The 20065-nt window shown below is 69.1% G+C and carries 19 protein-coding genes; 13 read left to right on the forward strand and 6 right to left on the reverse strand.

The features are described 5' to 3' along the window. Positions 1–13 precede the first annotated feature (13 nt). Positions 14–436, reverse strand: coding sequence for a PilZ domain-containing protein (locus tag KQ305_RS06100; RefSeq protein ID WP_259724531.1), 423 nt, complete (start codon positions 434–436; stop codon positions 14–16). Positions 437–738: 302 nt separating this feature from the next. Between KQ305_RS06100 and KQ305_RS06105 the strand changes: the two genes are divergently transcribed. From KQ305_RS06105 to KQ305_RS06125, 5 genes are all read left to right on the forward strand, one after another. Next, a complete protein-coding gene (locus tag KQ305_RS06105; protein ID WP_259724532.1) occupies positions 739–2178 on the forward strand; it encodes a circularly permuted type 2 ATP-grasp protein in 1440 nt (479 codons plus the stop codon). Beyond that, complete coding sequence (locus tag KQ305_RS06110) at positions 2172–3152, forward strand: alpha-E domain-containing protein (RefSeq protein ID WP_259724533.1); 981 nt, start codon at positions 2172–2174, stop codon at positions 3150–3152. Before KQ305_RS06105 ends, KQ305_RS06110 begins: the two co-directional genes overlap by 7 nt. Continuing rightward, positions 3137–4036 carry a transglutaminase family protein gene (locus KQ305_RS06115; protein ID WP_259724534.1) on the forward strand — a complete coding sequence of 300 codons (900 nt, stop codon included), beginning with the start codon at positions 3137–3139 and terminating at the stop codon, positions 4034–4036. The genes KQ305_RS06110 and KQ305_RS06115 overlap by 16 nt, the downstream gene beginning before the upstream one ends. Before the next feature lie 106 nt (positions 4037–4142). Continuing rightward, a complete protein-coding gene (locus KQ305_RS06120; RefSeq protein WP_259724535.1) occupies positions 4143–6569 on the forward strand; it encodes a glycogen/starch/alpha-glucan phosphorylase in 2427 nt (808 codons plus the stop codon). 30 nt (positions 6570–6599) lie between these two features. Continuing rightward, on the forward strand, positions 6600–8687 hold the full coding sequence (locus KQ305_RS06125; RefSeq protein WP_259724536.1) for a transglutaminase family protein: 2088 nt from the start codon (positions 6600–6602) through the stop codon (positions 8685–8687). 230 nt (positions 8688–8917) lie between these two features. Here KQ305_RS06125 and KQ305_RS06130 read toward each other — a convergent pair whose 3' ends face one another. After that, complete coding sequence (locus KQ305_RS06130) at positions 8918–9049, reverse strand: hypothetical protein (RefSeq protein WP_259724537.1); 132 nt, start codon at positions 9047–9049, stop codon at positions 8918–8920. Here KQ305_RS06130 and KQ305_RS06135 point away from each other — a divergent pair. Next, entirely contained in the window at positions 9032–11044 is a 2013-nt protein-coding gene (locus tag KQ305_RS06135; RefSeq protein WP_259724538.1) for a bifunctional diguanylate cyclase/phosphodiesterase, read from the forward strand. The two genes, KQ305_RS06130 and KQ305_RS06135, sit on opposite strands and share 18 nt — an antisense overlap. A 9-nt stretch (positions 11045–11053) precedes the next feature. Here KQ305_RS06135 and KQ305_RS06140 read toward each other — a convergent pair whose 3' ends face one another. Then, positions 11054–11530: a redox protein gene (locus KQ305_RS06140; RefSeq protein WP_254952433.1), complete on the reverse strand. Its 477-nt coding sequence runs from the start codon at positions 11528–11530 to the stop codon at positions 11054–11056. Between the two features lie 207 nt (positions 11531–11737). On the opposite strand from KQ305_RS06140, the gene KQ305_RS06145 reads away from it, so the two are divergent. From KQ305_RS06145 to KQ305_RS06155, 3 genes are read left to right on the forward strand one after another with little or no spacing between them, the layout of a single operon-like run. Further along, positions 11738–12223 (forward strand): nitrate reductase associated protein, encoded by a 486-nt coding sequence (locus KQ305_RS06145; protein WP_311134323.1) that lies wholly within the window; start codon positions 11738–11740, stop codon positions 12221–12223. Then, positions 12220–12822: a molybdenum cofactor guanylyltransferase gene (locus KQ305_RS06150; RefSeq protein WP_259724539.1), complete on the forward strand. Its 603-nt coding sequence runs from the start codon at positions 12220–12222 to the stop codon at positions 12820–12822. The genes KQ305_RS06145 and KQ305_RS06150 overlap by 4 nt, the downstream gene beginning before the upstream one ends. Positions 12823–12832: 10 nt before the next feature. Next, complete coding sequence (locus KQ305_RS06155; protein WP_259724540.1) at positions 12833–13885, forward strand: GTP 3',8-cyclase MoaA; 1053 nt, start codon at positions 12833–12835, stop codon at positions 13883–13885. Here the strand turns inward: KQ305_RS06155 and KQ305_RS06160 are convergent. After that, positions 13870–16158: an FdhF/YdeP family oxidoreductase gene (locus tag KQ305_RS06160; protein WP_259724541.1), complete on the reverse strand. Its 2289-nt coding sequence runs from the start codon at positions 16156–16158 to the stop codon at positions 13870–13872. The genes KQ305_RS06155 and KQ305_RS06160 overlap by 16 nt on opposite strands. A gap of 174 nt (positions 16159–16332) precedes the next feature. Here KQ305_RS06160 and KQ305_RS06165 point away from each other — a divergent pair, with 174 nt between their 5' ends. After that, positions 16333–16782, forward strand: coding sequence for a VOC family protein (locus KQ305_RS06165; protein ID WP_259724542.1), 450 nt, complete (start codon positions 16333–16335; stop codon positions 16780–16782). Here KQ305_RS06165 and grxC read toward each other — a convergent pair. Then, the gene (grxC, locus tag KQ305_RS06170; protein ID WP_259724543.1) at positions 16779–17045 is read right to left on the reverse strand and encodes a glutaredoxin 3; all 267 of its coding nucleotides are present in this window, start codon (positions 17043–17045) and stop codon (positions 16779–16781) included. The genes KQ305_RS06165 and grxC overlap by 4 nt on opposite strands. Positions 17046–17168: 123 nt before the next feature. On the opposite strand from grxC, the gene KQ305_RS06175 reads away from it, so the two are divergent. From KQ305_RS06175 to KQ305_RS06185, 3 genes are read left to right on the forward strand one after another with little or no spacing between them, the layout of a single operon-like run. Further along, complete coding sequence (locus KQ305_RS06175) at positions 17169–17510, forward strand: YciI family protein (RefSeq protein ID WP_259724544.1); 342 nt, start codon at positions 17169–17171, stop codon at positions 17508–17510. Between the two features lies 1 nt (position 17511). Continuing rightward, entirely contained in the window at positions 17512–18750 is a 1239-nt protein-coding gene (locus KQ305_RS06180) for an RNA polymerase sigma factor (RefSeq protein ID WP_259724545.1), read from the forward strand. Between the two features lie 34 nt (positions 18751–18784). Continuing rightward, entirely contained in the window at positions 18785–19114 is a 330-nt protein-coding gene (locus KQ305_RS06185; protein ID WP_259724546.1) for a DUF1971 domain-containing protein, read from the forward strand. Here KQ305_RS06185 and KQ305_RS06190 read toward each other — a convergent pair. Further along, the gene (locus tag KQ305_RS06190; protein WP_259724547.1) at positions 19074–20063 is read right to left on the reverse strand and encodes a ubiquinone biosynthesis protein COQ4; all 990 of its coding nucleotides are present in this window, start codon (positions 20061–20063) and stop codon (positions 19074–19076) included. The genes KQ305_RS06185 and KQ305_RS06190 overlap by 41 nt on opposite strands. Positions 20064–20065: the final 2 nt, after the last annotated feature.

The raw sequence follows: 20065 nt of genomic DNA on the forward strand, positions 1-20065 counted from the left end.
CACCGTTGTCGGCTCAAGACAGCGCCAGTTCCCGCTCTTCCGCCAGGGCCCAGTCTTCCTGGTTGGGATCCCGGCGCAGGTTGCGCCGCTCCAGCGACAGCACCGGCACCTCCTTCAGGGGCGTGGCGAACGCCACACCGAAGGTGAGGGCGAAGTGGGCCCGGGTGAGCCAGCGCAACTCGGCCTGCAGACGCAGCATCCCGAAGCCGGGATGGGCGCGCAGATCCATCAGCAGCCACTGCCCCATCTCCAGGGACTGCTCCTCGGAGGCGATCAGGCACATACCGCCCTCTCCCACGTCGACGATGTCGGCGAGGAACCAGCGGCCAAAGGGTTTGCGATCGTCATCAAGGCGCCGCACGGCGATGCTGCGGCCGCCCTCAAAGCTGTGACGCCCATAGGCGCGTAGATCCCTGCGGCTGCCGTTCCATCCCATGTCACGCACCTGGACGACCGATGCGCACGGTGCTCTGGTTGGCTTAGGCCCGGTCTTATTGGTCGGCATCGGCGTGGCACTTCCCTATGTGTCCATACTGAACCCTCTGGGTCCCACAGGGAACGGTGCTTATAAAAACGCTATTCGTATGAAGCGGTAAGTTTCTCTAGACTGGCTCGACAGGCTGCTCTGCGAGGGTTGACGGAAGCCATCCGTCGGCAGCGCCCCTGGTTTTCGTAACAACGGCAACGGGTGGCCACCCCGGCGGCACTGCAGGATCCAACTGCGTGGAAGGGTCTGGAATGTTCAGTCAGTACAAACCGAACCAGGGGTACGACGAGTACTTCACCTCCACCGACCAGCCCCGGGCCACCCTGAAGCCGCTGCTGTCGTCCCTCGGCCAGATGGGCCTCGACCAGTTGAACCGCAACCACGTGGCCGCCGGCATGCTGCTCAAGCGCCTCGGGGCCACCTTCCGGCTCAACGATTCCGACAGCAAGGGGGTCGAGCGGATCCTTCCCTTCGATCCCCTGCCCCGGCTGATCAGTTCCGGCGAATGGGAGCGTCTGGAGCGGGGCCTGATCCAGCGGCTGGAGGCGATCGACTGCTTCCTGGCCGACGTCTATGGCGACCAGAAAATCCTGGCCGACGGCGTGGTGCCCAGGGCCGATGTGGAAAGCTCCCAGGGCTGGCGGCCCCAGATGCAGGGTTTCCAGCCGCCCCTCGGGCGCTGGTGCCACATCTCCGGCCTGGATCTGGTGCGGGACGGCGACGGCACCTGGCGGGTGCTGGAGGACAACCTGCGTTGCCCCTCGGGGGTGGCCTACTTCCTCGAGAACCGGCGGGTGATGAAGCGCATGTTCCCGAGCCTGTTCGCCGGGCGCACGGTGCAGCCCATCGACGACTACCCCTCCCACCTGCTGCAGACCCTGCGGGAACTGGCCCCCTGGACCGACACCCCCAAGGTGGTGCTGCTGACCCCCGGGGTGTTCAACAGCGCCTACTTCGAGCACAGCTATCTCGCCCAGCAGATGGGGATCCAGCTGGTGGAGGGCCGTGACCTGGTCTGCGAGGGGGATCGGGTGTGGATGCGCAGCACCGCCGGCCTCGAGGCGGTCGATGTGATCTACCGCCGCATCGACGACGACTTCCTCGACCCGGCCGTGTTCCGCAGCGATTCCATGCTGGGGGTGAGGGGCCTGATGGGGGCCTACGGGGCGGGGCGGGTGGCCATCGCCAATGCCCCGGGCACCGGCGTGGCCGACGACAAGCTCATCTATGCCTATGTGGGCGAGATGATCCGCTACTACCTGGATGAGGAGCCGATCATCGAGAACGTTCCCACCTACATCTGTTCTCGCCCCGACGACCAGGCCTACGTGCTCGAGCACCTCGGGGAGCTGGTGGTGAAGGCGGTGGCGGAAGCCGGTGGCTACGGCATGCTGATCGGCCCCCATGCGAGCCAGGCGGAGATTGATGAGTTCGCCATCAAGATCCAGGCGGATCCCCGCAATTACATCGCCCAGCCCACCCTGGAACTCTCCACCGTGCCTTCCCTGAGCGAAGGGGAGCTCTACCCCTGCCATGTGGACCTGCGACCCTATGTGCTGCGTGGCAAGGGGGCCTGGGTGAGTCCCGGCGGCCTCACCCGGGTCGCCCTGCGGCGCGGTTCCCTGGTGGTCAATTCCTCCCAGGGGGGTGGCTGCAAGGACACCTGGATCGTGGATGAAGCCCCATGCTGAGCCGCGTTGCCGACTCCCTCTACTGGATCAATCGCAACGTCGAACGGGCCGAGAACATTTCCCGTTTCGTGGAGGTGAGCGAGGCCATGGCCCTCGACTGCCCCCCCGGCAGCGCCGAACCCTGGCTACCCCTGATCGAGGCCAGCGGCGACCGCAAGCTCTTCGACAAGCTCTGTCCGGTGGTGACCCCGGAGGCCGTGATCCATTTCCTGGTGCGGGAGGCCGACAACCCCAGCAGCGTTCTCAACTGCATCGGCAACGCCCGGGAGAACGCCCGGCAGATCCGTGAAGTGATCACCACGGAGATGTGGGAGCAGATCAACGACATCTACTGGACGCTGCAGGAAGAGCACTTCTGGCTGCAGCCGCCCCAGGAACAGCTGCGGGAGATCCGCCGGGCCTGCCAGCTGTTCTACGGGATCACCGACGCCACCCTCAGCCGCGACCTTTCCTGGCAGTTCAGTCGCCTCGGTCGCCTGCTCGAGCGGGCCGACAAGACCACCCGGATCCTGGACGTCAAGTACTTCCTGCTGCTGCCTTCGACCGAGGAGGTGGGTGGGGTTCTCGATGAGTTGCAGTGGATCTCCCTGCTGCGCTCGGCCGGCGCGTACCAGATGTTCCGTCAGTCGAGCCAGCAGGCCATCGAACCCAAGGCGGTGGCCGCCTTCCTGCTGCTGGATCCGATCTTTCCCCGTTCGGTCCGCTACTGTCTGGAGCGGATCAGCGACACGCTCAGGATCATCCGGGGCAGCTCGGTGCCCCTGCCAGCGGATGATCTGGAATGCCTGATCGGGCTCACGTTGGCCCACTGGAGTTTCACCAGGATCGACGAACTCGTCGCCACCGGTCTGCATGAGGCCATCGACAATTTCCAGTCGGATCTGAATCGCCTGCATCAGTTGATCGAAGCCCGTTACTTCATTGCCCCCACCAGCAGCAGTTCGAGTCAAGAGGCGGCATGCGAGCCCGCCTGACCCACACCTTCAACTACCGCTACAGCGCGCCGGTCTTCCTGGGGTCCCACCGTTTCTGCCTGAAGCCCCGGGGCCATGGCTTCCAGCGGCTGCTCCATTTCCACCTGGCCATCAGTCCGGATCCTTCTTTGCTCTATCCACTGGTGGCCGCCAGTGGCGATGAGATCCTGCGGGCCCGCTTCGAGGGCAGCACCGATCACTTCCGGGTGCAGGCGACCAGCGATGTGGAGACCCAGCCGCTGCCGCCCCTGGCCACCTGCCTGCAGGACCAGGAGCCCCTGCTCCCCTACCCGGTGGGCCATCTCAACGGCGATCTGCTGGGCTCCCTGGAGGGGTGGCTCCCCAATGGCCAGCACGACCCCGCCGCAGTGGATCTGGCCCAGGAAGCGCTGATGGGAAGTGACCAGCGTGGGCTGATGTTCCTTGAGCAGCTGGTGGAGATCATCAAGGACCGGGTCAAGTACACCCAGCGGCACGTGGGGCCGGCCTGGCCGGCGGGCCGCACCCTCAAGGAACGGGTTGGCTCCTGCCGCGACCTGGCGATGCTGATGATCGAGACCTGCCGCTGCGTCGGTCTGCCGGCCCGGTTCGTGAGCGGCTACCACCTGGTGGAACCGCCGCCGAAGCAGTACGACCTGCATGCCTGGGCGGAGGTCTACCTGCCCGGTGCGGGTTGGCGGGGCTTCGATCCCAGTGGCAAGGGCAGTATTGACGACCGCTACATCACCCTGGCCACCTCCTCCAAGCCCACCCTCACGGCGGCGGTGAACGGCAGCTTCTCGGGCCCTGAGGGGGTGGAAAGCGAACTGGACTGGACCATCGAGGCGGAGCTGCTGGAGCCCGCTCCCGTGGGCGCTTCCTGGCACGGGGTGCTGCAGCGCTGAAAGAAAGCCACTCTTAAGGAGCGCCCGCCTGTATCCGATGGTGCAGCGGCTGCGGCACTCCCCAGGCCAGGACAGGTCCCACGTCGCCACCCACGGCATCTCCCCCATGGCAAGCTCCACTCCCGCCCCCTGCCCACCCAAGGGGCAGGCCCTCCTGGAGGCGATGCGCCGCCATCTGTTCTCCAGCCAGGCCAAGTCCGCCTCCCTCGCCACCACCCACGACCATTACGTCTGTCTGTCGCTGGCGGTGAGGGACATCCTGCTGACCAGCTGGGTGGACACCGTGGACACCTACACCAGCCAGCACGTGCGCACCGCCACGTACATGTCGGCGGAATACCTGCTGGGGCCCCACCTGGAGAACAACCTGGTCAGCCTCGGGCTGCGGGAGGAGGCCAGGGCCGCCTGCGCCGCCCTCGGTCTCACCCTGGAGGAGATGCTGGCGGAGGAGCCGGAACCGGGCCTGGGCAACGGCGGCCTGGGCCGGCTGGCGGCCTGCTTCCAGGAGTCGATGGCCACTCTGGAGCTGCCGGCCATCGGCTACGGCATCCGCTACGAGTTCGGCATCTTCCGCCAGCAGATCGGCCCCACCGGCCAGATGGAGAGCACCGATCCGTGGCTGGCCCGCGGCAACCCCTGGGAGGTGATCCGGCCGGAATGGAGCTATCCGGTGGTGATCGGCGGCCAGACCGTGATCGGCGTCGCCTACGACACCCCGATCCTGGGCTACGGCGTCCACACCGCCAACACCCTGAGGCTGTGGTCGGCACAGGCGCCGGACGCCTTTGATTTCGCCTCCTTCAATGCCGGCGACTACACCCGGGCCGTGCTGCACAAGGTGCAGTCGGAAACCCTCTCAAAGGTGCTCTATCCCAACGATGAGCTGGAGCAGGGCAAGCGCCTGCGGCTCAGTCAGCAGATCTTCTTCGTCTCCTGCTCCCTGCAGGACATGTTCCGCATCCTCGGCAGCCAGGGGATTCCGGTCACGGAGTTCCATCGCAAGTTCGCGGTGCAGCTCAACGACACCCACCCGGCGATCGCCGTGGCGGAGCTGATGCGCCTGCTGATCGATGAGCACGGGGTCGACTGGGATACCGCCTGGAGCATCACCACCGCCACGATCAGCTACACGAACCACACCCTGCTGCCCGAGGCCCTGGAGGCCTGGGGGCTGGAACTGTTCCAGCAGCTGCTGCCCCGCCAGCTGCAGATCATCTTCGAGATCAATGCCCGCTTCCTGCGCACCCTGCGCATCCGCTTCCCCGGCCAGCCCGACCTGCTGGAGCGGTTGTCGCTGATCGAGGAGGGCCCGCACCGCAAGGTGCGCATGGCCCATCTGGCAGTGGTGGGCAGCCACACGGTCAACGGCGTGGCGGAGCTGCACAGCCGCCTGCTGAAGGAGAACCTGTTCGCCGAGTTCGCCCAGGTCTGGCCCGAGCGCTTCACCAACATCACCAACGGCGTCACGCCACGGCGCTGGCTGGCGGTGGCCAACCCGCCCCTGGCCAACCTGCTCAATGACGCCATCGGCACCGACTGGTGCCGGCACCTCGACCAGCTCCGGCAGCTGGAGCCCCTGGCCACCGATGCCGGTTTCCTGGAGCGCTGGCAGGGGGTGCGCCAGCAGGCCAAGGAGCGCCTGGCCGCCACGATCCGCCAGGACACCGGCGTTCTGGTGGATCCCGCCTCCCTGTTCGACGTCCAGGTGAAGCGCATCCACGAGTACAAGCGCCAGCACATGGCGGCCCTGCAGGTGGTGGAGCGCTACCTGCGGCTGCGGGCCGGGGAGGATCTGCCGCCGCGCACGGTGATCTTCGGCGGCAAGGCGGCCCCCGGCTATGCCATGGCCAAGCTGATCATCCGCCTGATCGTGGGGATGGCGGAGATCATCAACATCGACCCGGCGATGGACGGCCGTCTGCGGGTGGTGTTCCTGCCCAACTTCAGCGTCAAGCTGGGCCAGAAGATCTATCCGGCGGTGGATCTCTCCGAGCAGATCTCGACCGCCGGCATGGAGGCCTCCGGTACCGGCAACATGAAAATGTCCCTCAATGGGGCGCTCACGATCGGCACCCTCGATGGGGCCAACATCGAGATCCGGGACCGGGTCGGCGACGACAACTTCTTCCTGTTCGGCCACACCGCCGAGCAGCTGGCCGCCATCAACCGCAACGGGTATCACCCGATGCCCTGGCTGGAGAACGACGCCCTGGCCAAGGAGGCCATCGACCTCATCGGCTCGGGCCACTTCAGCGAAGGCGACCGCGACCTGTTCCACCCGCTGCTGGCCAACCTGTGCAGCAGCGACCCCTTCCGGGTGATGGCCGACCTGGGCGACTACCGCCGGGCCCAGAACGAGGTTGACGGCGCCTGGTGCGACGCAGGACGGTGGAGCATGATGTCCGTGCTGAACACAGCCCGCTGCGGCTTCTTCAGCAGCGACCGGTCCATCCAGGAGTACGCCGAACGCATCTGGAAGGTGGTCCCGGTCCCCGTCAACTCCTGCAGCGTGATTCCCAACGCGTCAACATGAGCCTTCCGCAACCCGCATGAGCTGGCCCGCATGAGCTGGATGGAACGGGTGGCCGAGGCGGCCGAGTCCCGCCTGCGCGCCGCTGGCATCCAGCTCACCCTCGGCGGTGAGCCCACCCTGGTCCCCCTCGTACCGGAGGGGCCGGAGTGGAGCGTCACGGCCGACGGCCCCACCAAGCTGGCCATCGCCCGGGCCATGGCCCAGGACCTGCAGCAGCGGGTCTGGCGTGGCAGCACGCTGCTCTACTGCCCGGGCAAGAGTTACGACGGCGAGGTCAATCCCCGCTGGGCCCTGCGCCTGGTCCTGGGCGACGACGGCACGGCGCCGGTCCGCTGGCCCGGCCTCTGCCAGCCCGGTCTGGAGGGTTCACCGCTGAAGTCCAGCGAAGGCCCGGCCTGGTTGGAGCGCCTGGGTGAGCTCCTGGGCCTCACGCTTCAGCCGGTGCTGCTGCGGGATCCCCTCGATCCCGATCGACGGGCCTGGGCGGCCCCCTTGAGCGTCGCCCCCGCGGAGACGACTGACGAGGCGGGGGCGGTGGAGTGGAAGGTGGTGCCCTGGCCCCTGGAGGACAGCCTGCGGGAGCTCACCGGTGCCCCCGGTCCGGCCGGCCTGCGCCTGCCCCTGGAGCACCTGCCCGAGGACGTGCCCCGCCAGGTGCTCACCCTGGAGATTGATCCCGATGGCTGGGAACTGTTCCTGCCACCCCTCGAGCGCGAACCCCTGCGGGTGTTGCTGCAGGCGGTGGCCGACAGCCTCGGCGACCTGGCGGCGCCCAGGCTCAGCGGCGTGCTGCCCTTTGATGCCGGCGAGCGCTGGCAGGTGCTGGGCCTGACCGCCGACCCGGGCGTGCTGGAGATCAACCTGCCCGTCTGCCACAGCTGGCTGGAGTACCACCAGTGGCTGCAGCGGCTGGAGGAGGTCGGCGAGCGCGTCGGGCTGCGCAGCTGGAAGGACCTGGGCGACGGCCGCCAGGAGGGCACCGGTGGCGGCAACCACTTGCTCTGGGGCGGCCCCGACCTGGCCCACCATCCCTTCTTCTCCCGGCCGGCCTGGCTCACGGGGATCCTGCGCTACTGGCAACGGCACCCGTCGCTGGCCTATCTGTTCTGCGGCCCCGGGGTGGGTCCCTCCTCCCAGTCGCCACGGCCCGATGAGGCGATCGGCGATTGCTTCGATCTGGAGCTGGCCTACCGGGCCATCGAGCAGGCGGAGGGCCAGCCTTCGGCCGAACCGTTCGGTGACGCTCGGGGCCTGATCGGCGAAACGCTGCGCCATCTCCATGCCGACCGCAGCGGCAACAACCACCGCAGCGAAATCAGCTTCGACAAGTTCTGGAATCCTGGTGCCCCTGCCGGCTGTCTTGGCCTGGTGGAGTTCCGGGCCCTGGAAAGCCTGCCCAGCATGGCGTGGAGCAGCACCATCGCCCTGCTGTGGACGGCCCTGGCGGCCCACCTGCTGGAGCCCCGCCACCGCCCCACCCAGCTGCACGACTGGGGCGCCAGCCTGCATGACCGCCAGCTGTTTCCCAGCCAGCTCTGGGCCGACCTGGAGTCCATTCTGGCCGAGCTGGCGGCGGATGGCCTGGCCCTCGATCCGGCCGCGTTCCGGGCCATCTGGGAGTGGCGTTTTCCGCCCCTGCTGCGCTGGCAGGGGCAGGCCGGCCCCAGCGACGCGGCACCGGCCCTGGAACTGCGGCCCGCCCCCGAGCCCTGGCCCCTGATCTGCGACACCCCGGTGCAGGGGGGCTTCACCAGCCGGTTCATCGACGGCTCCCTGCGCCGCTTCGAGGTGGTGGCCAACCCGGCGTTTCGTCGGGACTGCCAGCTGCTTGTCAACGGTCGGCCCCTGCCGATGGAGCCCGCCAGGGAGGGGGCGTCCCAGGTGCTGGCGGTGCGCTTCCGTTTCCAACGGCTTTACCCGTGCCTGCATCCGGCGATCGAGCCGCACATGCCCCTGGAGCTTGTGCTGCGCACCCCCGGCGGGGAGTTCGGCTTCCGCCTGCACCCCGATGGCCACCGTTTTGAACCCTGCCTGGCGCCCGGGTTCGTTCCCGGCGCGCCCGCCTGGCAGGGGCGCCAGCGCCCCACCGACCACACCATCGATCTGCGGCTCGGCTGAACGGGCATGCGGGGCGCGGGAAAGTACCGAAATCTGAGCCAGGCAGGCAGATCAGCGACCTCCAACACTTCTCTTTCTCTCACTTTTCAGGCGCCTTGAAGCCGGATTTCCAGTCCAATTCTCAGTAGCGCTGCAGTTATCAAGAATCACTTCGGGTGGGAAGGAGAATTTCCTTCCCCAGCCTGGTCAGCACCGAAAACGATGCCTAACATCCCTGGTGAATGGAAGCATCAGTGCAATCTTTCTGGTTCAGAACGCCGGCAGAACAGAGTCTGATTCCATGCGTCGAGAGCATCGGCGATGCCCTGCGTTTTGCCGCTGACCTGGGCAGCGATGATCTCGTTGTGCTCGATCTCGACCATGGCCATTTCATCGATTGCAACCGTTCCGCCCACGAACGGCTCGGTTACGACCGGGACCAGTTCCTCACATTGAATCCAGCCGCGATTCAGGCGGATGGGGCCCTGGCCAACGATCTGATGCGGGATCAGCTGCAGGTGATGCGACAGCGGCCGAGGGGCAGCTTCGCCACGCGCCATCGGGCCCGATCCGGCGCCTGTCGGGATGTGTCCGTGAGTTATCAGGTGCTGGAGTTGGCTGGTCGGCTGGTGGCTCTCTTGACCCATCGCGACCGAACCGACCTGGATACGGCTCTGCGGGAAAGTTCCCGGCTGGGCTCGCTGCTGCAGGAGGCCGAGCGACTCACCCATGCGGGCAGCTGGGAGCTGAACCATCGAACCGGAGAACTGCTCTGGTCCAAGGAGGCCTACAGCATCTTCAATACCGCCCCGGAGCTGACGGCGCCGTCCTACGAGGAGTTCCTCAGGACGGTGCATCCGGAGGATCGTTCCCTGGTGGATGCCACCTTCCAGGACTCCTTTCGCTCGGGCCAGCCCTATCGGATCGAGCATCGTCTGCTGCTTGGCAATGGCCTGCTCAAGGTGGTCCTGGAGCGGGGACGCACGACCCTCGACGACGACGGACGACCGTTGTTCACGGTGGGAACGGTTCAGGACATCAGCGAACAGCACGAGATTCAGCAGCGATTGGAGCGCATCGCCTTCGTTGATCCCCTCACCAGGCTTCCCAACAAGGCCGCCGCCGTTCGTCAGCTGGCCCGCCTGTTGCGTGCGTCCGGCACGGAGCACAGCATCGCCCTGATCAACCTCGACCTCGACAATTTCCAGTCGATCAACAACAGCCTGGGCCATGAGATCGGCAACCAGGTGCTCCAGGCCAGCGGCACCTGCCTGCGCCACCTGATGGGACCGGACGACTGGTTGGCCAGGGTCGGCAGTGATGAATTCATCCTGTTGCGGCCCATGGCCATGGCGGACCGGGGCCAGGCCCTGATGTGGGCTGAGGACATCCGCCGCACCCTCGGAAACACCCCCGGGATGGGCACCGGCCTGGCGGTCCAGCCCAGCGCTTCGCTTGGGGTGGCCCTGGCTCCAGACCACGGCCTCGACCCCGACACCCTGCTGCGCTGCGCCAACACAGCCTTGATGGAGGCCAAGCAGCACGGCAAGAACCAGCTGCGCCTCTACACCCCGGAGATCAGCCTGCAGTTGCGCGAGCGCCTCGAGCTGGAGCTGAGCCTGGCCCGGGCCATTGACCGGGAGCAGCTGCGTCTGTTTTACCAACCCCAGATCGATCGGGGTGGCAGCCGGATTGCGGGGGCCGAGGCCCTGCTGCGCTGGCGGGACCAGAGCGGCCGGATGGTGTCCCCGAACGTGTTCATTCCGCTGGCGGAGAAGACCGGCCAGATCCACAGCATCGGCCTCTGGGTGATCGAGGAGGCCTGCCGTCAACTGCACGCCTGGCACAGGCAGGGACTGCGGCCGGGGAAAGTGGCGATCAACATCTCAGCCCTGCAGCTGGGTGCCGAGCATCCCTCCCTGGCCGAGCTGCTGGCCGGGGCGCTGCAGAACTACGGCCTGGTGCCCGAGAATCTCGAACTGGAGATCACCGAAACGGCCCTGCTCAACGATCCAGGCCGTGCCGGCGAACAACTGCGGCAGCTCGCCGAGAGCGGTTTCAGCCTGGCGATCGACGACTTCGGCACGGGCTACTCCTCGTTGGCCATGCTCCATTCCCTGCCCCTCGACAAGCTCAAGATCGATCGCTTCTTCGTCGACCGCCTTGGCAACGACGACGCCGACCTGGCCATCGTCAAGGCCACCATCGTGATGGCCAAGGAACTGGGATTGATGACCCTGGCGGAAGGGGTGGAAACCCGTGAGCAGCTGCGGATGCTGCAGAGCCTCGGCTGCGACCAGTTCCAGGGGCACCTGCTGGGCAGGCCCATGTCCGCCGACGCCTTCGGCTCCCTGTTGCGGGTCGCTGCCGCCGCCTGAAGCCAGCGCTTACCAGCTCACCCCGTGCAGCTTGGGCAGGGGGGCGGTCTTGGAGGTCACCGCGAAGAGCCGTGGGATGCGGTGGCTGTTGTAGACGCGGAATTCGCGCACCACGCTGGCGCCCTCCTCGCGCACGGCCTGGTTGAGCACAAGGGAGCCATCGGGATCAGAGACGGAACGGTGGAACGTGCCGGGGGGAATGCGCAGGATGTCGCCGCCGCAGTCGAGGCGAACAATGTGATATGGGTAGTTCCAGCCCAGATTGACCAGGAAGAAGGTGCGGCCGCCGTGCATGGCCAGCAGGTTGTCCTCCTGATGGGGATGGAGATAGAACTGCCAGCTGCCGGACTCCTTGCAGTCCGGCGGGCTGATCGCCGGACCCGAATGCACCACCAGATCCCGCTTGTTGGACGTGGGCACGGTGATGTCGAAGAACCGCACCGACGGGGTGTCGCGGAACTTCTCGTAGGGGATCAGCTCGAACATCGGAGCTGGACGGGGCCCTTGGGCGGCCCCGGTGGACCGGCGATGCTGCAGCTCGTCTCTCGACGGGACGGTGGCGGTCATGGGAGCGACTTCGTGAGAAGCCTCTGCGGTCTGTTCAGTGAACCTAATCCTGGCGGGGTCCCACGGTGAGATCGGCTACGAAAGCCCATGGGCATTGGGCCAGTTCCAGTGGTGGTGATGCCTAGGGTGAACCCCCTGCGCGCCGCGCCCATGGGCCGCCACGACCATTGTTTCGGCTTCGAGGCCGACTTCGTCGGCGACCTGCGCTGCATCCCAATGGCGGTGCGGCGCAAGCTGGATCTGGTGGGCGTCAAGCTGAAGCTGAGCCACTGGGGCGACCTCAGCGACCAGGAGCGGCAGCGGCTGCTGGCCTGGCCGGACGACCCCTGTGCCCTGGCGGAGCTGGACCTCTGGCTCGGCCAGCGCACCGCCGGCATGGCCGCCGGGGTCGCCGGCCGGCTGGTGCCGGCCTGCGGTGCTCCGTGGCAGCAGGGCGATGCTCCCCCGCAGGTGCTGCTCGCCTCCTGCCAGCAACTGGGGCTGGGCCTGCCCGCGCATGCCTGGGCGGAGCTTGACGAGCTGCAGCGCTTTGCCCTGGTGAAGCTCAGCCATCCGGGCCACGAGCACCGCAACCTGCCGCGGGCCTTCGCCGAGTTCGGCCTCGAGGCATGAGTGGGCTGAGGGCCTGCCTGCTCAGCGGCGGCGCCAGCCGCCGCATGGGCACGGACAAGGCCCTGCTGCCCCATCCCACCGGGGGCACCTGGCTGGAGTTCAGCCTCGCTCAGCTGGCGGCGTTGCCGCTGCCGATCACCCTGGTCAGCCACCACCGGGCCCACCAGGCCCTGGCGCGGCCCTTGAGGGATGGGCTGGGCGACGCGATCAGCGTTCTGGAGGAGCCGCCACCCCGGGAGGGGCCGCTGCTGGCCCTCGACCGGTTGATGCAGCTCTACCCCGATGATGATTTGCTGCTCTGCCCGGTGGACATGCCCTGGCTGGAGACGGCCGCCCTCCAGGCCCTGGTGGCGGCCGCCACGAGCCCGGCGGCCCCTGCGGCCATCCACTTGGCCCATGACGGCCGGCGGCTGCAGCCGCTGCTGGGGATCTACCCGGCCCACGCCAGCCGCCGCCAGGGGCTGCGTGCTTTCACGGCGGCCGGTGGCCGGCGGTTGCAGGACTGGCTGGCCGGGGAAGAGGTGGTGGCGGAGCCGTTGCCGGCCGCCGGCCTGCGCAATGCCAATCGACCCGACGCCGCCGCCGGCCTGTGGCCCTAGCTTTCCTGCCATGGCGGAGCGTCCCCTGGATCTGCACGGCCGGCCCCTGGGGGTGCTGCGGCTGTCACTCACAGCACGCTGCAACCTGGCCTGCCCCTATTGCTGCCCCGATGTCGAGGACCCGCCCGACCTGCTGACCCTGCCGGAACGGGTGGCCCTGGTGGAGGCGACCGTGGGCCTGGGGGTGCACACCCTGCGCCTCACCGGCGGCGAGCCCCTGCTGCACCGGCACCTGGAGGAGCTGATCGCCTCCCTGCAGCCGCTGCGGCAGCGCGACCCCAGCGATCCCCGCGGTGCCCTGCGGGAGATCGCCCTCACCAGTAACGGGGTGCTGCTCAGTGCCGATCGGGCCCGGCAATTGAAGGCGGCAGGGCTCGACCGGATCACCCTCAGCCTCGATGGCACCGATGGGGCCAGCGTGGCCCGCATGGCCGGCCTGGGGGGGGCGGCCGCCGGCGGGGCCGTGTTGGAGAAGGTGCTGGCGGCGATCGGCCACGCCCGCCAGGCCGGCTTCGACCCGGCCCGCGGCGCGCTGAAGCTGAATGCGGTGATCACCCGCTCGGGCAATGCCGACCAGCTGCTGCCCCTGGCGGAGCTGGCCCGGCAGCAGGGGCTGGAGCTACGCCTGATCGAATTCATGGACGTGGGCAACCGCAACGGCTGGGCGCCGGAGCAGGTGCTGCCGGCGGCGGAGATGGTGGCCCGCATCGGGGCGGTGTGGCCGCTGGAGCCCGTGGGCCGCTCCCCCCACGGCACAGCCAGCCGCTGGCGCTACCGCGACAGGGACGGCACCCACCTGGCGGTGGTGGCCTCGATCACGGCGCCCTTCTGCGGCGACTGCAACCGGCTGCGGATCACCGCCGATGGGGTGGCCTACAGCTGCCTGTTCGCCGGCAGCGGCACCGACCTGCGGCCCTGGCTGCGGCCCCTGCCCGAGCCGGCCCGGCTGCGGCAGGCGCTGGAGGGGCTGTGGCGCGCCCGCCGCGATCGCTGGAGCGAGGAGCGTCTCGAAGCCGCCGCCCAACGGCCGGCACCGGCGGAGATGGCCTACCTGGGGGGCTGAGGGGCGCCGCTGGCTGGCGTTGCCGCCACCGGCCCTCGCACCAGCACCGGCACCCGCTTGAAGGCGGGGGTGCCGCAGCGGGGGTCGACCACGGCCTTCATGATCACGTTCACCTCCGGGTAGAACATCAATGCCGCGCCCTCGCGGATCTCGCCTGGGATGATCTCAACGCCTTCAAGGGCGCCCGCCTCCCCCTGTACCGTCACCCGCTGGTGGGCGGTCAGGCCGCAGCGGCGCAGGTCGGCGCGGTTCATCAGGATCGTCTGGCGGTGGGGCATGCCCCGGTAGCTGTCGCCAGGCTTGTAGACGACCGTGTTGTGCTGGCCGTAGCTGCGGGCCGTGATCAGGGCCAGCACCAGGCCCCCTTGCCCCGGCCCGAGGCCGCCGAAGTGCTCAGGCCCCGGCAATGCCAGCTCGGGCAGGGGGGTGGGCGCCACCCGGGCCCGGCCGCTGGGGGTCGGGAAGTGGGGGCTGTCGAACAGGCGTCCTTCGACGCTGAACTCCTGGCGGGTGGCATCGATGTGGGCGATCGGGCCGTAGCCGGGCACGGTGCGGCCGATCAGGTCCCGCACGTAGGACGGATCCTGCAGCCGCCCCCAGTCGATGGGATCGCTACCCATCCGCCGCCGGGCCAGCTCAGCCAGGAAGCCCACTTCGCTGATCAGGTCGGCGTGGCGCAGGTGGGTGGAGCCTGGCTCGTTGAGGCGCACGTAGTTGTTGCCCGATTCGGTGGTGGTGCGGTGGGGGGTCTCGAAGCGGTTGAACACCGGCAGCACCAGGGTCTGGCGGGCCGCCAGGCCATGGAAATGGCCCTGGTTGGGCTTGGTGGCCAGATACAGGATCGTGTCGATCCGGCCCAAGGCCCGCTTCGCCTCGCCGCTGTCGGGGTTGGCGCCCCAGAGGTTGCCCCCCAGGCACAGCAGGCTGTCGACCCGGCCGGCATCGGCCGCCTCGATCAGGGCGCGGGTGTCGTAGCCAGGCACCCGGCTGAGGGGCCGGCCCAGCAGCTGCTCGAGGGCCTGCTGCATCTCCGCTCGCAGCTTGACGGTGACCCCCATCGAGCCGAAGCCCTGCACGTTGGAGTGGCCCCGGATCGGCATGGTGCCCGCCCCGGGACGGCCCACGTTGCCGCTGAGCAGGGCGGTGTTGGCAATCGCCTGCACGTTGTCGATGCCGTTGGCGTGGTGGGTGATGCCCATCGCCCAGGCGAACACCACACCGCGGCAGCCGGCGATCACGGCGGCGGTGTGCTCCAGTTCCTGGCGGCTCAGCCCGCAGGTGCTGGTGATGGCGTCCCAGGAGGTGGAGCTCAGCTGCTCCAGCAGCGCTTCCCAGCCTTCGGCGTGGGCGGCCAGGAAGTCGCGCTTGACGGCACCGGCCTCCAGCAGGGCCTTCTGCAGCCCCAGGAACACGGCCGTGTCGCTGCCCGGTACGGGCTGCAGGAACAGCGAAGCGATTTCAGAGCCCCCCTGCAGCGACGAGACCGGGAAGGCCGGCGAGCCGAACTTCAGCAAGCCCACCTCGATCACCGGGTTGATGACGATCACTGAGCCGCCCCGCTGGCGCAGCTTGATCAGCTCGTTCATCAGCCGCGGGTGGTTGGCCGGGGCGTTGGAGCCCACCAGCACCACGCCATCCGCCTGCTGCAGGCTCTCCAGGCTCACCATCGAGGTGCCGGAGCCGAAGACGGCGTTCAGCCCCACGGTGGAGGGGGCGTGGCAGAGGTCGGAGCAGTCGGCCAGATTGTTGGAGCCCATGGCCCGCAGCAGCAGCTGCAGCAGGTAGGCGGCCTCGTTGGAGGAGCGGCCCGAGCTGTAGGAGGCCACCCGCTCCGGCGGACGCCGAAAGGCGGCCTCGGCGATCGCGAACACGTCATCCCAGCCGATGCGCTCGTAGTGGCTGCCGCCTTCTCGCAGCAGCAGGGGATGGCTGAGGCGGCCGAGGCGGTCGGCCTCCATCGAGGAGAGCTGCTGGAGTTCCGCGAGGCTGCGGCGGCCGAACACCCCCTCGCTCACCGCCGGCTGGAGCTCGGCCATGATCGCCTCAACGCTCTTGAGGCAGCGCTGCAGCGGCTCCCCCAGCTCGTCGCGGAAGCCGCCGTGCTGGCCGCCGGTGCCCCAGGCGCAGGAGAGGCAGGCGCTGTGATGGTTGAGGGTCTGCCAGAGCTTCGGGCCCTGGGGGGTCAGGCTGGCGCGGGCCCAGCCCTCGATCAGGGGCCAGCCGCCGCCCTGGGCTGGCGTGGCGGCTTCGGCGGGGCTGGCGTCGTCGCTCATCGGGCCGGCCGGTGGAGGGCCTCACTCTGGCGGCTGGGCTCCCCGCTTGGGGGCCTCGGCCACTGGCCTGACGTGACAGGTGTCAGTCCGTGACGCAGGCCACCGCGAGCCTCGTGAGGCCCTGCAATCCTTACGGCTGATGGCCCTTTCAAGCAGGGGACCGAAGTGGTGCCCATGATCCGGCATTTCGACCACGTCACCATCGTCGTGCGGGATCTCGAGGCGGCCCGGCGTTTCTTCGGCCTGCTGGGGTTCGCCGAAGACAAGGCAGTGCGGATCAGCGGGCCCCAGTTCTCGGCCTACATGGGGGTGGAGGCCATCGAGGCGGAGCACGTCACGCTCGTCCTGGCCGGGGCCACGCCGCGGCTGGAGGTGCAGCTGCTGCAGTACCACCACCCGGATCCCCTCCCCGAGCCCGCCATCGACAGCCTGGCGCGGGTGGGGTTCAACCATGTCTGTTTCGCCGTCGACGAGCTGGAGGCAGAAGTGGCCCGGCTGCAGGCGGCGGGCGTCCAGCTCCGCAACGCGGTGATGGAGTTCCATCACCGCAAGCTGGTGTTTCTCCGGGGTCCGGAGGGCATCACCGTGGAGCTGGCGGAATGGAAGGCTGGAGTCAATTCTTAGGGCGTGACGGCCAGCAACGCATCCAGCCGGCCCTGGCGCTCCAGGGCGTAGAGGTCGTCGCAGCCGCCCACATGGGCCCCATCGATGAAGACCTGGGGCACCGAGCGCCGACCGTCGCTGCCCCGGGCCACCATCGCGTCGCGGGCGTCCTCGTCGCCGTCGATCACATAGTCCTCGTAGGTCACGCCCTTGCGGTCCAGCAGCTGCTTGGCCCGGATGCAGAACGGGCAGAAGCGCCAGGTGTAGATCTCGACCTTGGACATGGAGGGCACGGGATGGGACGAATTGCTCTGATTCTGTCGAAACGGGGGCCCTCCGTGCGTCATGGAGATGACGCACGCCCTCCGGGAGTGTGCGCGACCTCTCAACCCCTGCGATTCCTCACCATGCAGTATGCCGTTCTGATCTACGAAAGCGAGCAGGACTTCGCCGACCGCCCAAGCCTGATGCCGGCCTATGCCGCCTATTCCCAGGCCCTGGCCGAGGCCGGCTATATGGCCGGCGGCCAGGCCCTCCAGCCCACCCACACGGCCACCACCTTGCGCCTGCGCCACGGAGAGCGGCAGGTGCAGGACGGGCCCTTCCCCGACAGCAAGGAGCAGCTGGGCGGCTTCTTCCTGATCGATGTGCCCGACCTCGACGCCGCCCTCACCTGGGCCGCCCGCTGCCCGGCGGCGGAGCGCTGCGCCGTGGAGGTGCGTCCCGTGCTCGCCATGGAAGCCCCCTGAGATGGAGGAGCGGCGGGCGGCGGAGCTGGCGGCACGGCAGTCCTTCGGCAAGCTGGTGGCCTGGCTCACCGCCCGCTGCGGCGATGTGGCCGCGGCCGAGGACGCCATCGGTGACGCCTTCCTTGCTGCCCTGAAGCAGTGGCCGGAGCAGGGGGTGCCCCGGGCTCCCGAAGCCTGGCTGCTGGTGGTGGCCCGGCGGCGTCTGATCGACCGGGCCCGCCGCGACCGGACCCTGGAGCGCCTGCTGCCGGAGCTGGATGCCGCGGCCCCCGGCATGGATCCGGAAACCTCTGAGAACTCCATGGAGATCCCCGACGAGCGGCTGCGACTGCTGTTTCTCTGCGCCCACCCGGCGATCGACCTAGGCCTCCAGGCCCCGCTGATGCTCCAGACCGTCCTGGGGCTTACCGCCAGCCGGATCGCAGCGGCCTTCCTGGTGGCGCCGGCCACCATGGGCCAGCGGCTGGTGCGGGCCAAGGCCAAAATCCGCGACGCCGGCATTCCGTTCGTGCTGCCGGGTGCCGAGGCGCTGCCGACGCGCTCGGCGGCGGTGCTCCAGGCGATCTACGCGGCCTACACCACCGGCTGGAATGGTGATGGCGACGACGGCCGCGACAGGGGGCTGACCCAGGAGGCGGTGCTGCTGGCGCGGCTGTGCGCCGCCCTGCTGCCCGAGGAGCCGGAGGCCGCCGGCCTGCTCGCCCTGCTGTTGCACTGCGAGGCGCGCCATGGGGCCCGGCGGGCCGTCGACGGGAGCTACGTGCCGCTGCTGGAGCAGGAGCCGGCTCTGTGGGACGCCGACCTGATCGCCGAAGCCGAGGCGGTCCTGACCCAGGCCTCCCGGGCTGGGAGACCCGGGCGCTTCCAGCTGGAGGCGGCGATCCAGTCGCTGCATGCCCACCGCGCCGTCAGCGGCACGGTGGACTGGTCGGCCCTGCTGGGGCTCTACGACGCCCTGATGGCGCTGGCCCCGAGTGCGGGTGGGCGGGTGAGCCGGATCGCCGTGCTGGCCGAGCTGGCCGGCCCCGAACGTGCCCTGGCCGAGCTGGAAGCGCTGGCCGCCGCCGACCCGGCCCTGCGGGAGCACCAGCCCTGGTGGGCGCTGCGGGCCCACCTGCTGCAGCGGACCAGCCAGGCCGGCGCGGCCCAGCAGGCCTACCGGCGCGCCATCGCTCTGGCGAACGATCAGGCGGTGCGGGCGTTTCTGCTGAAGCAGTCCGGAGCCGATTGCCCTGGTTAGGACGGCCACCAGGCGACGGACCCTGGAGACACCGATGCGCGCTGATCTGCCCGACGGCCTGACGCCCTACAAGCGCACGCCCACGTTTGACGCCGAGACCGTGCCGGCGGGTCTGCGGGCGCAGCACAGCACCAAGACGGGGGTGTGGGCCAGGGTCGTGGTATTGGAGGGTTCGCTGCCGTTCCGGTTTCTGGAGCCCGACGAGGAGCTGGTGGTGCTGACGCCCGAACGGCCCGGCATCGTGGCGCCCACCCAGCTGCACCGGGCTGAGCCCGGCCCAGGCGTGCGGTTCTACGTGGAGTTCCACCGGGCCGGACTGCCGCTCACGGTGCCGGGTCTGCCCCCACCGTCTGGCGGGGCCTAATGCCGTACTTGCGGCGCACCTCCTCCAGGGGCTGGGGAAAGTCCTCCCAGGGATCCCAGTCGCTGATCAGGTCGCGGCTGACGCCGAGGCCGTGCTCAAGGCCGCGGAAGATCACCTCTGGATCGGCCTGGCCGGTTTCGGCCACTGTGACCGGAGTGGAGCCGATGCCCAGCTGGAACTGGGCCAGGGCGAACAGGATTGTGAAGAAGGGGTCGTTGCGGCCGAAGCCGGCCTGGAAGCCGAGCACGCCGCACTCCTCGCTCGCCGTGGTGCCGTAGCCGCCAAGCACGTGGCAGCAGTCGTGGCGCACCACCGGCGGCGGCGGCCCGCCGACCTCACCGGGAACGCTGAAGCCGTTGCTGTCGATGAAGGCCAGGTAGGCCCGGCCGAGGCTGCCCTCGGGCAGTGCCGCCAGGGCCCGGTAGCGGTGGGCGAGGGCAGGGTCCTCCCGCTTCAGCAGGGCGCGGGCCATCTGCAGGGCGCCGGCGGGACCCTCATCGCGCAGGTAGGCCGCAGCGGCGCCCCTCTGGAAGCCGCGCCGGACGATGTCGAGGCGCACCAGGTTGAACTGGTGGTCGAGCACGTGGCGGAACGCCCGCACCGGCGCGTCATCGATGTGGAGTGCCCGGGCGGTGGCCTCGAGCCGGGCCAGGCGGGCCTCACCGGGCTCGTCCTCGAGCAGGGCCAGCACGGTCATGCCGCGCAGGATCCGCTGGCGCCACTCGCTTTCGGGCACCGCCGCCGCCAGCTCCTCCGGCGTGACGGGCGTCAGGGACTCGAGGGGGATGGGCAGCCGGATCAGGTGATCCCGGATGGCGGTGATCGTGCGCAGGGCGATCGGGCTGGGGGGGCCGCCCTCGGCGGCGATCGCCAGCAGGCTGCCCAGGCCGGCGCGGCCGATGGCCTCGCGCCGTTCCGGTGGCGGTTGCAGGGAGAGGAGGGGGCCCATGG

The sequence above is a fragment of the Synechococcus sp. CS-1332 genome (assembly GCF_025127995.1).
GTDB lineage: Bacteria > Cyanobacteriota > Cyanobacteriia > PCC-6307 > Cyanobiaceae > Cyanobium.

What these genes read in the sequence shown, in the direction of transcription:
- KQ305_RS06150 (WP_259724539.1), top strand. Translation starts at nt 12,220, where the DNA reads ATGAGTGGGCTGAGGGCCTGCCTGCTCAGCGGCGGCGCCAGCCGCCGC.
- KQ305_RS06115 (WP_259724534.1), top strand. Translation starts at nt 3,137, where the DNA reads ATGCGAGCCCGCCTGACCCACACCTTCAACTACCGCTACAGCGCGCCG.
- KQ305_RS06130 (WP_259724537.1), bottom strand. Translation starts at nt 9,049, where the DNA reads ATGGTCGAGATCGAGCACAACGAGATCATCGCTGCCCAGGTCAGCGGC.
- KQ305_RS06125 (WP_259724536.1), top strand. Translation starts at nt 6,600, where the DNA reads ATGAGCTGGATGGAACGGGTGGCCGAGGCGGCCGAGTCCCGCCTGCGC.
- KQ305_RS06185 (WP_259724546.1), top strand. Translation starts at nt 18,785, where the DNA reads ATGCGCGCTGATCTGCCCGACGGCCTGACGCCCTACAAGCGCACGCCC.
- KQ305_RS06120 (WP_259724535.1), top strand. Translation starts at nt 4,143, where the DNA reads ATGGCAAGCTCCACTCCCGCCCCCTGCCCACCCAAGGGGCAGGCCCTC.
- KQ305_RS06175 (WP_259724544.1), top strand. Translation starts at nt 17,169, where the DNA reads ATGCAGTATGCCGTTCTGATCTACGAAAGCGAGCAGGACTTCGCCGAC.
- KQ305_RS06105 (WP_259724532.1), top strand. Translation starts at nt 739, where the DNA reads ATGTTCAGTCAGTACAAACCGAACCAGGGGTACGACGAGTACTTCACC.
- KQ305_RS06100 (WP_259724531.1), bottom strand. Translation starts at nt 436, where the DNA reads ATGGGATGGAACGGCAGCCGCAGGGATCTACGCGCCTATGGGCGTCAC.
- KQ305_RS06165 (WP_259724542.1), top strand. Translation starts at nt 16,333, where the DNA reads ATGATCCGGCATTTCGACCACGTCACCATCGTCGTGCGGGATCTCGAG.
- KQ305_RS06180 (WP_259724545.1), top strand. Translation starts at nt 17,512, where the DNA reads ATGGAGGAGCGGCGGGCGGCGGAGCTGGCGGCACGGCAGTCCTTCGGC.
- KQ305_RS06140 (WP_254952433.1), bottom strand. Translation starts at nt 11,530, where the DNA reads ATGTTCGAGCTGATCCCCTACGAGAAGTTCCGCGACACCCCGTCGGTG.
- grxC (WP_259724543.1), bottom strand. Translation starts at nt 17,045, where the DNA reads ATGTCCAAGGTCGAGATCTACACCTGGCGCTTCTGCCCGTTCTGCATC.
- KQ305_RS06110 (WP_259724533.1), top strand. Translation starts at nt 2,172, where the DNA reads ATGCTGAGCCGCGTTGCCGACTCCCTCTACTGGATCAATCGCAACGTC.
- KQ305_RS06190 (WP_259724547.1), bottom strand. Translation starts at nt 20,063, where the DNA reads ATGGGCCCCCTCCTCTCCCTGCAACCGCCACCGGAACGGCGCGAGGCC.
- KQ305_RS06155 (WP_259724540.1), top strand. Translation starts at nt 12,833, where the DNA reads ATGGCGGAGCGTCCCCTGGATCTGCACGGCCGGCCCCTGGGGGTGCTG.
- KQ305_RS06160 (WP_259724541.1), bottom strand. Translation starts at nt 16,158, where the DNA reads ATGAGCGACGACGCCAGCCCCGCCGAAGCCGCCACGCCAGCCCAGGGC.